General features: G+C 59.2%; 11 protein-coding genes. 7 read left to right on the top strand and 4 right to left on the bottom strand.

The genetic code is table 11. The features are described 5' to 3' along the window. The first annotated feature begins 20 nt into the window (after window positions 1-20). The 7 genes from galU (at window position 21) to BM229_RS10190 (ending at window position 9,405) form a co-directional block, all read left to right on the top strand. Window positions 21-914 carry a UTP--glucose-1-phosphate uridylyltransferase GalU gene (gene galU, locus BM229_RS10220; protein WP_093927544.1) on the top strand — a complete coding sequence of 298 codons (894 nt, stop codon included), beginning with the start codon at window positions 21-23 and terminating at the stop codon, window positions 912-914. A gap of 20 nt (window positions 915-934) precedes the next feature. Then, window positions 935-2,131 carry a glycosyltransferase family 4 protein gene (locus tag BM229_RS10215; RefSeq protein WP_093927543.1) on the top strand — a complete coding sequence of 399 codons (1,197 nt, stop codon included), beginning with the start codon at window positions 935-937 and terminating at the stop codon, window positions 2,129-2,131. 69 nt (window positions 2,132-2,200) lie between these two features. Further along, window positions 2,201-3,187, top strand: a complete 987-nt coding sequence (locus BM229_RS10210; RefSeq protein ID WP_208604060.1) for a glycosyltransferase family 2 protein — start codon at window positions 2,201-2,203, stop codon at window positions 3,185-3,187. Continuing rightward, window positions 3,184-4,881 carry a DUF5927 domain-containing protein gene (locus BM229_RS10205; RefSeq protein WP_093927541.1) on the top strand — a complete coding sequence of 566 codons (1,698 nt, stop codon included), beginning with the start codon at window positions 3,184-3,186 and terminating at the stop codon, window positions 4,879-4,881. The genes BM229_RS10210 and BM229_RS10205 overlap by 4 nt, the downstream gene beginning before the upstream one ends. 4 nt (window positions 4,882-4,885) lie before the next feature. Continuing rightward, complete coding sequence (locus BM229_RS10200; RefSeq protein ID WP_093927540.1) at window positions 4,886-6,313, top strand: sulfotransferase domain-containing protein; 1,428 nt, start codon at window positions 4,886-4,888, stop codon at window positions 6,311-6,313. An 83-nt stretch (window positions 6,314-6,396) separates the two neighbouring features. Then, entirely contained in the window at window positions 6,397-7,053 is a 657-nt protein-coding gene (gene yczE / locus BM229_RS10195) for a membrane protein YczE (RefSeq protein WP_093927539.1), read from the top strand. 162 nt (window positions 7,054-7,215) lie between these two features. Continuing rightward, window positions 7,216-9,405 carry an NADP-dependent isocitrate dehydrogenase gene (locus tag BM229_RS10190; protein ID WP_093927955.1) on the top strand — a complete coding sequence of 730 codons (2,190 nt, stop codon included), beginning with the start codon at window positions 7,216-7,218 and terminating at the stop codon, window positions 9,403-9,405. A 158-nt stretch (window positions 9,406-9,563) separates the two neighbouring features. On the opposite strand, the gene gyrB is transcribed toward BM229_RS10190, so the two are convergent. From gyrB to dnaN, 4 genes are all read right to left on the bottom strand, one after another. After that, entirely contained in the window at window positions 9,564-11,978 is a 2,415-nt protein-coding gene (gyrB, locus tag BM229_RS10185; protein ID WP_093927538.1) for a DNA topoisomerase (ATP-hydrolyzing) subunit B, read from the bottom strand. 79 nt (window positions 11,979-12,057) lie between these two features. After that, window positions 12,058-12,678, bottom strand: coding sequence for a LysE family translocator (locus BM229_RS10180; RefSeq protein WP_093927537.1), 621 nt, complete (start codon window positions 12,676-12,678; stop codon window positions 12,058-12,060). Next, window positions 12,675-13,772 carry a DNA replication/repair protein RecF gene (gene recF, locus BM229_RS10175; protein WP_093927536.1) on the bottom strand — a complete coding sequence of 366 codons (1,098 nt, stop codon included), beginning with the start codon at window positions 13,770-13,772 and terminating at the stop codon, window positions 12,675-12,677. The genes BM229_RS10180 and recF overlap by 4 nt, the downstream gene beginning before the upstream one ends. A 59-nt stretch (window positions 13,773-13,831) precedes the next feature. Beyond that, window positions 13,832-14,950 carry a DNA polymerase III subunit beta gene (gene dnaN, locus BM229_RS10170; RefSeq protein WP_093927535.1) on the bottom strand — a complete coding sequence of 373 codons (1,119 nt, stop codon included), beginning with the start codon at window positions 14,948-14,950 and terminating at the stop codon, window positions 13,832-13,834. Window positions 14,951-15,083: the final 133 nt, after the last annotated feature.

Raw genomic sequence — 15,083 nt, 5'->3', positions numbered from 1 at the left:
AATAAATTGTAAGGATTAGAATGCGCAAGAAGGTAACAAAAGCGATCTTTCCCGTTGCAGGAATGGGAACACGCTTTCTGCCCGCCACCAAGTCGGTGCCTAAAGAGATCATGACTCTCGTTGATCGGCCGCTGGTTCAATATGCAATCGACGAAGCGCGGGCTGCCGGTATCAAAGAGTTCATTTTTGTAACCTCGCGCGGCAAGGGGGCGTTGGAGGATTACTTTGACCACGCGCCGCAGCTTGAGCAAGAGTTGCGCAAGAAGGGTAAACTCGAACTTCTCAAGACCCTAGAAGACACCAATATGGACAGCGGTGCGATTGCTTATATCCGCCAACATAAGGCGCTTGGCCTTGGTCACGCCGTCTGGTGCGCGCGCCGTTTGATCGGCAATGAACCCTTTGCGGTGATGTTGCCGGATGACGTGATCGCCGCCGATAAGCCCTGTTTGAAGCAGATGATCGAAGCCTATGAAGAAACCGGCGGCAGCATGGTCGCCGCGATGGAGGTCGAACCCGCGCGGGCGTCCTCATACGGTATTTTAGATACAAGCGAAGAGCAGGGCGACCTGGTCAAAGTCAAAGGCATGGTGGAAAAACCCGCCGCAGATAAAGCGCCTTCAAACCTTGCTGTGATCGGGCGCTATATCCTTGCGCCGACGGTTCTAAAGAACCTCAACAAGCTTAAGTCTGGTTCCGGCGGAGAAATCCAACTGACCGATGCGATCGCACAGGAAATCGAACAGGAGCGTGATGTTTACGGCTTCCGTTTCCGGGGCCAGCGGTTTGATTGCGGTTCTAAGGCAGGTTTTTTGCAGGCGACAGTGGCCTTTGGCCTTGCGCGCGAAGAACTGCGGGATGATCTGTCCGCTTACCTACAAAGCATTGCCCAAGTTGACCGGGCAGCGCAGTAAGCTCTTACATCGGCATACCAATGATTGAACCCGCAGTTCGGCTGCTCGACCTGACGCGCTCTTTGCGCCGGGTCGGGCGGACGGCTACGGGGGTTGATCGGGTCGAACTGGCCTATCTCTCACATCTTCTTACAGTAGACGCGCCACTATTTGGCGTGGCACGCACGGCTTTGGGCTATGTCTTGATTGATCGTGCCGGGTTGCAAGTCTTCTATGATCGGCTAGAAGGCCGACGGCCTTGGGGCCGGGCCGATTTGCTGTCCCGTCTGCCGCGGGGGCGACAGGTGGCTTTAATGCGGGCGGAAAGCGATTTGCGGCGCGTGGCGCTGGCGCGGTGCTTGCCTTCTGGGTTGTCACGTATGCTTGGGCGCTATTTGCCGCCGGGCTTTGCCTATCTAAACGTGGGGCACAGCAATCTGACAGACCGGGTTTTGGTCGCCGTGAAAGAGGCGCGCGGGCAGATTTCGGTTCTGATACACGATGTGATCCCGCTGGAATATCCTTCATACCAGCGCCCCGGCACGGTCGCGCCTTTTCGGGCCAAAATTGACCGAGTGTACGCACATGCCGATCTGGTAATCTACAACTCTCAAGATACGAAACGTCGCTGTGAGGCGCAAATGCAGGGACGGGTGCCGCCCGCGGTGGTGGCCCATCTTGGGCTTGAAACACCAACACCAGACGCAAGCGCATTGCCCATCGGCCTGCCGCCCAAACGGCCCTACTTCATAATCGTTGGCACGATAGAGCCACGCAAGAACCATGAGTTCTTGCTTGATCTGTGGCAGACCATGGGCCTTGGCGCACCACCATTGTTGATCTGCGGCAGCCGGGGGTGGAATAACGCGGCGGTCTTTGATCGGCTCGACCAACTGCCGCCCGATGGCCCGGTTCAAGAGCTTTCTGGCCTTGGCGACAGTGCAATGGCGGCCTTGGTGCAGGGGGCGGCGGGAATGCTTTTTCCCAGCCATGCCGAAGGCTTTGGCCTGCCCCCCGTCGAAGCACTACACCTAGGAGCGCGTGTTTTATGCAACGATTTACCGGTCTTGCACGAGGTCTTGGGTGACAAAGCCGTTTACGCCGCCACAACCGAGCCCTATTCATGGATCAGAATAATCGAAGAATGGGCCACATCTCCGCCAGACCCGCGCCCTGCGACGACTTTTATCGCGCCAACATGGGCCGAACACTTCAAGACCGTGTTAAAGTCGACGTGATAGCGCAGCTAAAGAGCGGTCAGGTCCGAAAAGGTAAGGGGCGGTTTGGGCTTAATTCAGTCATATCGGTTGCGGCTGCAACGCAAGCGCTGGCGCATCCGCGCCTTTCGCAAGCGGCGCGAGTTGACCTCTGTGGCGAACCGGACGGCGCAGATCAAAGCTGACGATATTTTGCTATTCTGCACGCAGCGCAACGAAGCGATCCGGCTGCCCTATTTCCTGAAATACTACCGTGAGATGGGTGTCGGGCATTTCTTCTTCGTGGACAATGACAGCGACGATGGCGCCCTCGACTATCTGGCCAAGCAACCCGATGTTTCGGTCTGGAGCGCCAAGGCCAGCTACAAGCGCGCGCGCTTCGGCGTCGACTGGCTGAACTGGCTACAAATGAAATACGCCCATGGCCATTGGGCGCTGACGGTCGATCCCGATGAATTTCTGGTCTACCCCTTTTGCGACACGCGGCCCCTGCGGGCGCTGACCGATTGGCTTGATGCGTCGTCGATCAAAAGCTTTTCCGCGATGTTGCTGGATATGTATCCCAAAGGGCGGCTTGACGAGGAACCTTACCAAGCGGGCCAAAATCCGTTTGAGATTGCGTCGTGGTTCGACAGCGGCAACTACACCATTTCGCGCAATAGACGGTTCGGGAACCTTTGGATTCAGGGCGGGCCACGGGCGCGGGTATTCTTTCCCGACGCGCCCGCAAAGGCCCCGGCGCTTAACAAGGTGCCGCTGGTCAAATGGGACCGGCGTTATGCCTATGTCAGTTCGACCCATATGCTGCTGCCGCGTGGGCTTAATCAGGTCTATGACGAATGGGGCGGAGAGAAAGCCTCCGGCGTGTTGCTTCATGCCAAGTTCCTCGACACCTTCGGTGCCAAGGCGGCAGAGGAGCTACAGCGCAGCGAGCATTACGCGGCTTCGGTCGAATACAAAGCCTATGCAGCGCAGTTAAAGGACGATCCGCAGCTTTGGTGCAAGTGGTCAGAGCGGTACATCAATTGGCGGCAGCTTGAGATTCTCGGCCTTATGTCCAAGGGGAACTGGGCATGAGCGTCGGGATCGTCATGCTGGTGCACAACGCTTTTGACCGGGCCGAGCAGGTCGCGCGCCATTGGGCCGCTGCGGGATGCCCCGTGGTGATCCATATCGACAAGGCCGTGCCCCGGCGGGCGCATGATGCTTTCGTGGCGGCACTCTCTGACCTGAAGGATGTGCATTTCAGCCCCCGCAAACGCTGCGAATGGGGCACTTGGGGGATCGTTGCTGCCTCGCAGGGGGCGGCGGAATTGATGCTGTCTCGCTTTCCCAAGGTGCGGCACGTCTATCTGGCCTCGGGTTCCTGCCTGCCGCTGCGCCCGGTGCAGGAATTGATCGACTATCTTGAGGATCGCCCCCAGACCGATTTCATCGAAAGCGCCACCACGGCGGATGTGCCATGGACCGTGGGGGGGCTGGATGCGGAGCGGTTTACCCTGCGGTTCCCCTTCTCGTGGCGGCGCAATCGCTATCTGTTCGACCGCGCGGTCGAGGTGCAGCGCCTGCTGGGGTTAAAGCGTCGGATGCCGCGCGGGATCGTGCCACATATGGGCTCGCAATGGTGGTGCCTGACCCGGCGCACCCTGTCGGCGATCCTGCAAGACCTCGACAGGCCGACCTACGACAAGTTCTTTCGCCACGTCTGGATCCCGGATGAGAGCTATTTCCAGACCCTAACGCGGCTCTATTCCAGCAAGATCGAAAGCCGGTCGCTAACCCTGTCGAAGTTCGATTTTCAGGGCAAACCGCATATCTTTTACGACGATCACCTCCAGCTTTTGCGCCGCTCGGATTGTTTTGTGGCGCGCAAGATCTGGCCTCATGCGGACAGGCTCTATGATGCCTTCCTGACCGACTCTGCCGGTGCGATGAAAAAGACCGAGCCGAACCCCGGCAAGATCGACCGCATCTTTGCTAAGGCCGTCGAACGGCGGACCCGGGGCCGGGCCGGGCTTTATATGCAGAGCCGTTTTCCCAACGAGGATTGGGAAAACGGCGTCACCGCCGCGCCCTATTCGGTGTTTCAGGGTTTCACCGAGATTTTCGAGGATTTCGAACATTGGCTGAGCCGTGCCAGCGGGGCCCGCGTGCATGGGCATCTCTTTGCCCCTGACCGTGTGCATTTTGCTGAAGGCCAGACCGCGTTGAACGGAGCCTTGTCGGACAATCCGGTGCTGCGGGATCACAATGCCAGCGCGTTTTTGACCAACCTGATCTGGAACACCCGTGGCGAACGCCAGTGTTTTCAGTTCGGCCCAATGGACAACCAAGACATCAATTGGCGCGTGGCCAGAGACCCTAACGCACAGATTTCGGTCATCACAGGTGCTTGGGCTGTACCGCTGTTTCGCTCGAACCTTGATTTTGCTGATATTCGACGTCTTGCTGCAAAGCTGCAAAAAACGGAAAGCACGCATATGGATGTGCTGCGTTCAGCCCATGCCAAAGCGCGCGTGCGGATCTGGACGATGTCTGAATTCATCGAAGCGCCGATGGAGCCTTTACAGGGCATATTGGACGAGATTGGCCGCCCCCGTCTGCGCCGCCTGTCAGAGGCGCCGCGCATGGTTGATCTGAACGGTTTCGGTCAGTTCCTTCAGAACCTCAAGAACCAAGGTATGCACCCCTATTTGGTCGGCGATTTCCCCGTCTCCCGCGGGGTGACTGGCGATGCCAAACCCACCCCCAAACCCTATCTGGTGAAATAACCCCATGAACGACAAATTCGACAGTTTCGTGGTCTTTGCTGAGATGCGGACCGGGTCTAACTTTCTGGAAGCGAACCTGAATGCCTTTGCGGGGATCGCCTGTCATGGAGAGGCCTTTAACCCTTTCTTCATGGGCTATCCCAAAAGCGAGCCTATCCTTGGTATTGATCAGGCCACGCGGGACGAAAACCCCAAAAAGCTACTGGCGGCGATCCAGGGTCAGCAGGATGCTTTGGGCGGTTTTCGGTATTTCCACGATCACGATCCGCGCGTCTTTGATACCATTATCAAAGACCAGCGCTGCGCGAAAATCGTGCTGACCCGCAATCCGGTCGACAGCTACGTGAGTTGGAAGATCGCGCAGGCGACGGGGCAGTGGAAGCTGACCGATATGAAGGCGCAGAAGGTGGCGCAGGCGGTTTTTGACGCCGATGAGTTCAGCGCCCATTTGGATGCCTTGCAGCGCTTTCAGATCACCCTGCTGAACCGTTTGCAGACCTCGGGGCAGACGGCGTTTTACGTGGCTTACGAAGACCTGCAAAGCGTTGAGGTGATGAACGGCCTTGCGCGGTACCTTGGTGTGGATGAGCAGTTGGAGGCGCTGGACAAGAACCTCAAGAAACAGAACCCCAGCCCGATCTCGGCCAAGGTCAGCAACTATGACGAGATGCTGGAGGCGCTGGCGCGGCTGGACCGTTTCGACCTAACACGCACCCCCAACTTTGAGCCGCGGCGCGGGCCGAATGTGCCCTCCTACGTGGCGGCGGCGACCAGCGGGTTGATCTATCTGCCGATCAAGTCCGGGCCAGAGGATCAGGTGTTGAATTGGCTGGCCGCGCTGGATGGTGTGCCGCGCGAAGCGCTGCGGGATAAGTTGTCGCAAAAAGAGCTGCGCCAGTGGAAACGCAAAACGCCGGGGCATCGCGGCTTTACCGTGCTGCGCCATCCGGCCTTGCGGGCACATGATGCCTTTTGCCGCCATATCCTAACCACAGGGGAGGGCAGCTATCGTCAGCTGCGCAACACGCTGATGCGCCGTTACAAGATGCCGCTGCCGAAAGACGGCCCTGATGCGGGGTATGACCGTGACGCGCATCGCACCGCTTTTGTGGCCTTTCTGAAGTTTCTCAAGGGCAATCTGGCCGGACAAACCTCAATCCGTGTGGATGCCGCGTGGTGCTCGCAGGCCCAAGCCATCGCGGGTTTCGGCGAGTTTTGCCTGCCGGATCGTATCATCCGCGAAGAGGATTTGGCCGCTGAATTGGCCGCACTGGCCACGACCCAAGGCCATGCGACCAGCCCCGGCGTACCAGCGCCTGTCGAGCCGGGCCCTTTCATGCTTGCCGACATCTATGACAATGAGATCGAAGCATTGGCGGCGGATGCTTATCAGAAAGATTATATGACCTTCGGCTTCTCGCGCTGGCGTTAAATTCGTGGGCGGATTGACCTTGCCGGGTCTGGCGTAAACTGGAACAAGTGCGCATCTAGATTGCATCGCCAGAGGTCGCGCCCGTGAGTTTCCTGTCTGTCACCTCTGTCCCCACGCTGCGGTGGAGTTCGCCCAAGGCCTTCACCCTCAAGCCGCCCTTCGTCTCGATGGTGTTTCTGATCCTCGGGCTGGTGATGTTCGGCACGGGCGAAGCGCTTTTGGTAAATGCAGGCGTTGGAGTCAGCCCTTGGACCGTTTTTGCCGAAGGCGTGACCAACATCACGGGCTGGAGCCTTGGGCTCGCGACATTCCTTATCAGCGCCACGGTGCTGCTGCTTTGGATTCCGCTGCGCCAGATGCCGGGCATCGGCACCATTCTGAACGCGGTGATCGTGGCGCTGGTGCTGGAATATGCACTGCCGATCCTGCCACGGTTTGACAGCTATCTGGCGAATGCCCTGTTGGCTTTGACAGGTGTTTTCGTAACAGGCTTTGGCGGCGCGATTTATCTTGTGGCAAACCTCGGCCCCGGCCCGCGTGATGGGCTGATGACGGGACTGCAGCGGGTCACGGGCAAACCCATCGCGCTGGTGCGCATGAGTATTGAGTTGACCGTGGTCGCGATTGGCTGGGCGTTAGGAGGCACTTTGGGCCTTGGCACGTTGCTGTTTGCGGTGGGCATTGGCCCGGCCATGGCGATTGGGATGCAGATCCTACAGCTGCGCAGCGTGTCTCGCTAAGGCAATCGCCACGCTTTCTGGCCGCTTGGCCCGCCCGATGGCTGGAATCCGCTAAATCACCGCATTTTCCCATGCCGACCCCACCGCATACTGCGGTATACCGTCGACCTTCGCTGTCTGTTCAGCTATCAGGGCAACAAATGCAGCAATTTGGAGCATATCATGTCCGACATCATTTACACTAAAGTTGACGAAGCGCCGGAGCTGGCCTCGGCGTCCCTGTTGCCGATCATCCAAAAATTCGCCAAAGCCGCTGGTGTGAGCGTCGGCACGAAAGATATTAGCCTTGCCGGGCGTATTCTGGCGACCTTCCCTGAGGCTTTGACCGAAGACCAGCGTCAATCCGACGATCTGGCCGAATTGGGCCGTTTGGTAAAAACCCCCGAGGCGAATGTCATCAAGCTGCCGAACATCTCTGCCTCTGTGCCGCAATTGGTCGGCGCCATCAAAGAGCTGCAGTCCCAAGGCTTTGCCTTGCCTGATTACCCTGATTCCCCCAGCACCGACGAAGAGAAAGCCGTTCGGGCCAAGTATGACACGATCAAGGGCTCGGCTGTGAACCCGGTTCTGCGCGAAGGCAACTCTGACCGCCGCGCTGCCAAAGCGGTGAAAAGCTTCGCGCAATCGAACCCGCACCGGATGGGCGATTGGGCATCCGACAGCAAGACGCATGTATCGTCGATGTCCGGCAATGATTTCTTCTCTAACGAAGTTTCCGCCACGCTCGACGCCGCGAGTGGCGCAAAGATCGTGCTGGAAACGGCGGATGGTGAGACGGTTCTGAAAGACGGGCTTGAGTATCCTGCAGGCACCGTGGTCGACGCGACCTTCATGAGCGCCGCGGCACTCAAGGACTTCCTCAACACCCAGATTGAAAAAACCAAAGAAGACGGCATCCTTTTCTCGCTGCACCTCAAAGCGACGATGATGAAGGTTTCTGACCCGATCCTGTTCGGTCACGCAGTCAAAGCCTACCTTGCGCCGGTGTTTGAAAAGCATGGGCAAAAGCTCAAGGAACTGGGCGTGAACCCCAACTCCGGCCTCGGCGACCTGCTGGAGCGCGTGAAAGGCGAGACGGAGATCATGGCCGACATCAACGCCTGCATGGGAGACCGTCCGCCGATGTATATGGTCGATTCCGACAAGGGCATCACCAACTTGCATGTCTCCTCGGACGTGATCATCGACGCCTCGATGCCCGCGCTGATCCGCGCTGGCGGCAAGGGCTGGGGCCCGGACGGCAAGGAACACGACGCCAACTGCGTGATCCCCGACAACTCCTATGCACCCGTCTATGACGAGGCGATCAACTTCTTCAAAGAGAACGGCAAGCTTGATCCGGCAACCGCAGGCACGGTGCAGAACATCGGCCTGATGGCGCAAAAGGCCGAGGAATACGGCTCTCACCCCACCACGTTTGAATTGGCTGAGGCGGGCACCGTCAAGATGATCCTCGACGATGGCACTGTGCTGCACCAGCACAAAGTCGACGCCGGTGATATCTGGCGGTCTTCCTCTGCACGCAAGGCGCCGATTGAGGATTGGGTCAACCTCGCCATTTCCCGCCAAAAGGCCGAAGGCTGCCGGGCGATCTTCTGGCTGGACGAAAGCCGGGCCCATGACGCCGAACTGATCTCCTACGTGAAGCCGATCCTTGAGGCCCAAGGCGTGGCCGATAAGTTCGAGATCATGGCCCCACGCGAAGCCACCCGTGCCTCGCTTGAGACGATCACCAAAGGCGAGAACACGATTGCCATCACCGGCAACGTGCTGCGCGATTACCTGACCGACCTCTTCCCGATCTTGGAATTGGCGACTTCTGCCAAGATGCTGTCGATCGTGAAGCTGATGAACGGCGGCGGCTTGTTCGAAACCGGCGCGGGCGGTTCGGCCCCGAAACACGTGCAGCAACTTGTCGAGCAGAACCACCTGCGGTGGGACAGCCTTGGCGAATTCTGTGCGCTTGGCGAGAGCCTGATGTTCTTGGCCGATGCCAAGGGCAACGATAAGGCCCGCATCTTGGGCGAAGCCGTCGAAGTGGCAACGCAGGGCATCCTCGACAATGGTCGCTCCCCCTCGCGCAAAGTGGGTGAGCCGGACAACCGCGACAGCCACTACTGGTTCGCGCGGTATTGGGCCGAAGCGGTTGCCGCACAAAGCAAGGATACAGAGCTTGCCGCCCACTTCGCGCCAATCGCAGAAGCACTGGCAACCAATGAAGCGGCTATTTTAGGCGAGCTTGCAGCGGTTCAGGGGCCAGCGGCTGATCTGGGAGGATACTACCGCACCGACGCGGCCAAGACCGACTCCGTGATGCGCCCATCCAAGACGCTAAACAGCATCATCGGCTAAATCACCCGATTTAAAGAATGTGCCGCGCAGTTACGGCTGCGCGGCACATATGTCTGAAAGTTACGGTAAAGCGCTAAGGGGTTTGTCATAGGCCGCTATAATTAAACGGCTTATTATACCTATACGCAGCGGAGACAGTCCCGCCTCCCTACACCTCCCTAAAAATCCAAGTTCTCCACGCTCAGCGCGTTCTGCTGAATGAACTCGCGCCGTGGCTCGACCACGTCGCCCATCAGCTTGGTAAAGAGATCATCCGCTTCGGCCATGTCCTCCACCCGGACCTGAAGCAGCGTACGCGCGTCAGGGTCTAGCGTGGTCTCCCACAGCTGATCGGGGTTCATCTCGCCCAGACCTTTGTAGCGCTGCAACGACAGGCCCTTCTCGCCCTCAGCAAGGATCGCATCTAGCAGGTCCATGGGGCCATAGATCATCTGGCTGCGGTCCTTGCGGATCAGGTTGGCGGGCTGATCGTAGACCTCTTGCAAGTGCTTGGTGAAGCTGCCGGATTTCTTGGCCTCGCCGGAACGCATCATGCGGCCGTCCAGCGTGCGCACCTCTTCGACGCCGCGCAGAATACGGGCGAGGCGGATGCCGTGGTCTTGGGTGATGCGACCCTGCCAGCCGCGCTCGTATTCCAGCGCGATCAGGTTCAGACGGTCGGCGACCTTGTCGGCGACGCCTTGCAGGTCACTGTCCACCGCGCCATCGACGAAGGCGCCGGCGATGGCGGCTTGTTCGAGGATGTGGCGCGGATAATGGGTCGGGAAGGCTTCCAACACGCGGCGCAACTGGCGCGCCATGTCGACCACGCGAGTCAGATCTTGGCCGCTGATTTCTTCGCCGTTGCCCTGACGCAGCATTGCCCCGTCGACACCTTGCTGGATCAGGTAGTCTTCCATCGCCGCTTGGTCTTTGAGGTAAACCTCGGACTTGCCACGCGACACTTTGTAGAGCGGCGGCTGCGCGATGTAGAGGTGACCGTTTTCGATCAGCTCAGGCATCTGGCGGTAGAAGAAGGTCAGCAAGAGCGTCCGGATGTGTGCGCCGTCGACATCGGCGTCGGTCATAATGACGATCTTGTGGTAGCGCAGCTTGGAGAGGTTAAACTCATCTCGGCCAATCCCGGTGCCAAGCGCCATAACGAGGTTGCCGATCTCTTGGCTGCCCAGCATCCGGTCAAAGCGGGCGCGTTCGACGTTGAGGATTTTACCCTTCAACGGCAGGATCGCTTGAGTTTGACGGTCGCGGCCGGTCTGGGCGGAGCCGCCGGCGCTGTCACCCTCGACGAGGAAGACTTCGGTCTTCGACGGGTCTTTCTCCGAGCAATCCTTGAGCTTACCTGCAAGGAAATTCACATCCATCGCAGATTTGCGGCGGGTCAATTCCCGTGCTTTGCGAGCGGCTTCGCGGGCCTGTGCGGCTTCGACGATCTTGCCGACGATCTGCTTGGCTTCATTGGGGTTTTCTTCAAACCACTCGGCCAGCTTTTCGTTTACCAGACCTTCGACAGCCGGGCGCACTTCGGAGGAGACCAGCTTGTCCTTGGTCTGGGAGGAGAACTTTGGATCCGGCACTTTGACAGACAGCACGCAGGTCAGACCTTCGCGGGCATCGTCGCCAGTAAAGTTGATCTTTTCACGTTTGGCGATGCCGCTGGATTGCGCATAGCCGTTGATCGTGCGGGTCAGCGCGCCACGGAAACCAGCCATATGGGTGCCGCCATCGCGCTGCGGGATGTTGTTGGTAAAGGGCAGAACGTTTTCGTGGTAGCTGTCGTTCCACCACATCGCCACTTCGATGCCGATGTCGTCCCGCTCCCCGGTGATAAAGATCGGTTCGGGCATGACAGAGGTTTTGTGCCGATCAAGGTATTTAACGAATTCCTTGACGCCGCCGTCGTAGTAAAGCTCTGTCCGCAGTGGCTCTACTGGGCGTTCATCGGTAAGGATGATGCGCACACCGGAGTTCAGGAAGGCCAGTTCGCGCAGGCGCTTTTCCAGCGTTTCAAAGCTGTATTCCCGGTTCGAGAACGTGTCGGTAGAGGCCATAAAACGGACCTCGGTGCCGGTACGGTCGGTGTCGCCCAAGACTTCGAGGTGTTTGGTCGTAAAGCCACCTTCAAACCGGGCGATATGTTCCTTGCCTTCGCGCCAGATGCGCAATTCCAGCCAGTCAGACAGGGCGTTCACAACGGAAACGCCGACCCCGTGCAGACCGCCGGATACCTTGTAGGAGTTGCTGTCGAACTTACCGCCTGCGTGCAGCTGGGTCATAATGACCTCGGCGGCGGAAACGCCCTCTTCCTCGTGGATGCCCACCGGAATGCCGCGTCCGTTGTCGCTGACCGAAACGCTCTCATCCGCGTGGATTGTGACCGTCACCGCGTCGGCGTGACCGGCCAGTGCTTCGTCAATCCCGTTGTCCACGACCTCATAGACCATGTGGTGCAAGCCAGAGCCATCATCGGTGTCACCGATATACATGCCGGGGCGTTTGCGGACGGCCTCCAACCCTTTGAGAACCTTGATGGAATCGGCGCCGTATTCCTGTGGTGTCTGCGCGGTATCGGACATGCGGAAATAACCCTTCTCGTTTGCCCGATTTATAGTGTTTTCGACCAGCATTGTCACGCGAATGACACAAGATTTTGTGTCAGGCGAAGGGGATGACAAGGCCCACGAAAACCAGCATGCCACCAGAGACTAGATTGATCCGCCTCAGCGTACGCGGGGTGGTCAAAAAGCCGCGCAAACGGCCGACCAAAAGCGCGATAGAAAGGTTACCGATTAGCGGTACAATGACTGACGCGGCGAGGATCAGGCCAATGTCAGGCCCGGTGACTGCGCGCAGATCAAAAAAACCGGGCAGTACGCCGATGTAGAACAGCACCGCTTTCGGATTGCCAAGGATCGCGACAATGCCCGCGACGAAACCGGACCACATCCCGGGGCGGGTCAGGCGGCTGTCGCTGCTGATCTTCTCGCCCGCCTGCCGGATCAGGGCCACGCCCATCAGGATAAACACCCCACTGGCGATCCAGCGCAGCACCACCATCACCGTATCAAAAACCGAGAGGATCCATGTGATCCCGAGCACCGCCACCAGCGGCCAGAGCATGTCGCCAATCGCGACGCCAAGTGCCAGCGGCCATGCGGCCTGAAACCCGCCTGAAAGCGCTCGTGCCATCATCGCCAGCCAGACCGGGCCGGGGGTAAGGAAGAGGATCAGCAACGCGCCACAATAGAGCAGCAGGTCGGCAAGGGAAATGCTCATACGCTGGCCTCCACCCGAGAGAGACCCTTCTCTTCGGTCACTTCGACATACTGCGCGCGGTCCCCGAGATTCTCAAACAGATCAGGCCCGGTGCCGGTCATCCAAGCTTGGGCGCCAAGCGCACAGATTTCATCGTAAAGCGCCGCGCGACGGGTGGCATCAAGATGTGCCGCTACCTCATCCAGCAGCAGCAGCGGCGGGGCACCGAATTCGGCGGCGATGGCGCGGGCATTGGCAAGGATCAGCGAGACGAGAAGCGCCTTTTGCTCTCCGGTAGAGCAATCGCGCGCAGCGACCCCCTTGGCGGCATAGGTGCCTTCCAGATCGGCGCGGTGCGGGCCAATCAGTGTACGCCCCGCAGAAAGATCCCGCATTCGGTTGTCTGACAGGGCACGGCGCAGCGCTTCGGCCTCACTCGGCATGTCGCATTGTAAGGCCAAAGTGGCGATAGGGAAGGCGGTTTGCGCTTCGTCTTGAGCGGCTTCCAGCGCCGCGAGGGCGTGGAGGCGGTTGGCATGAATTTGCGCGCCCGTTTCGGCCATGCTACTTTCAAGCGCGGCATACCACGCAGGCTCGCGCACCATATCCTTTAGCAAGCGATTCCGCTCGCGCATGGCCTTTTCGTAGCTCAACGACAGTTCCGCATGATCGGGCAGCATCGACAGGGTGACGCGATCCAGAAACCGCCGCCGCCCTTCGGCCCCTTCAATCCACAGCCGGTCCATCGCGGGGATCAACCAAAGCACCCGCGCGATCCGACCTAGCGCGGTCTGCGCGGCAGCTTTGCCGTCGATCTTGGTTTGCCGCGCAGCGCCCGCCTCGGACCAGATGTCGACCTCATGCAAAACCGACGGGCCGTGCAGCAAGCCGGTCACCTTCCATCCAAGCGCTTCGGGCCGACGCGCCATATCTTGCGCGCTGCTTCGGCGCAGGCCGCGGCCCGGGGACAGTAGAGAAATAGCCTCGATGATATTGGTCTTGCCCGCACCGTTCGGCCCATAAATCGCCACGGGGCGCACGTCGACATCGATCACCGCGCGGCGGTGCGAGCGGAAATGCGAGAGGCCGAGGTTGGATAGATACAGCTGCGTCATTCAGACTCCGTTTTCTTTCAAAGAAAACGGCGCGGGAATTTCAAAAATTCCCGCCCAAGTCACACGCGCATCGGCATGACGACATAGACCGCAGACGTATCATTGCCTTCACGCATCAGTGTCGGGTCGCCAGAGGAGTTGAACAGGAACACAGCGTTCTCGCGGTCCACTTGGCTGGCGATTTCCAGCAGGTATTTCGCGTTGAAGCCAATCTCCAGCCGCTCATCCGCATAGGCCACGGCAAGTTCTTCTTCCGCAGCACCGCTGTCAGGTGCGTTGACCGACAGCACAAGACGGTCTTCGTCCAGTTGCAGTTTCACGGCGCGCGAACGCTCGGAACTCACGGTTGCCACGCGGTCCACCGCGCGGGCGAAATCGGCGGCGTCGACTTCCATCTTGCGGGTGTTCCCTTGGGGAATCACACGGGTGTAGTCGGGGAAAGTACCGTCGATCACCTTGGATGTCAGGGTGATGGCAGGGGTGGCAAACCGGATCTTGGTCTCCGAAACGGAAACCGCAATCTCCATCTCGTCGTCATCCAGAAGTTTGCGCAGTTCGCCCACGGTCTTGCGCGGCACGATGACGCCGGGCATCTCAGCCGCGCCCTCAGGCATTGCGGCGTCGATCCGCGCGAGGCGGTGGCCATCGGTCGCCACGCAGCGCAGCGCTTTGCCGCTTTCGGCATCCGCAATGTGCAGGTAGACGCCGTTGAGGTAGTAGCGCGTCTCTTCGGTAGAGATGGCAAATTTGGATTTGTCGAACAGGCGGCGCAGCACCGGGGCAGGCGCCGAGAAGTTGGAGGCATATTCCGACGAGGCCATAACCGGGAAATCTTCGCGCGGCAGTGTCGCCAGTGAGAAGTTTGATCGGCCCGCTTCGACGGTCAGACGGCCGGCGGCGGTGTCGGCGGTAAGGCTGATCAACGCACCGTCGGGCAGTTTGCGCACGATCTCATGCAGCAGCGTCGCCGAAACGGTGGTGGCCCCGGCGCGTTCCACCTGAGCGGCGACCTTATCGACCACTTCGATATCCAGATCGGTGGCGCGGAAGGAGACATCGCTGCCTTCGGCTTCGATCAGCACGTTGGCGAGGATCGGAATGGTGTTGCGCCGCTCAACGACGGATTGGGCTTGCGAAACGGCCTTAAGCAGTGCCGCGCGTTCGATGCTGAATTTCATATGCCTTCTCCCATACCGATTGCCGGGAGAGGCAAACTACCCGGTTCCCACGCTTACACAAGAACTTTTGTGGCTTTGTTGCTGCGATTGCAAGAGGGGCGCAAGCTGCGCCCCTGATCGCTGTTTAACCGTG

This window comes from Sulfitobacter dubius (assembly GCF_900113435.1).
Classification (GTDB): Bacteria; Pseudomonadota; Alphaproteobacteria; order Rhodobacterales; family Rhodobacteraceae; genus Sulfitobacter; species Sulfitobacter dubius.
Note: the sequence above shows the minus strand (reverse complement) of the source record. Positions and strands in the feature narration are given on the sequence as shown.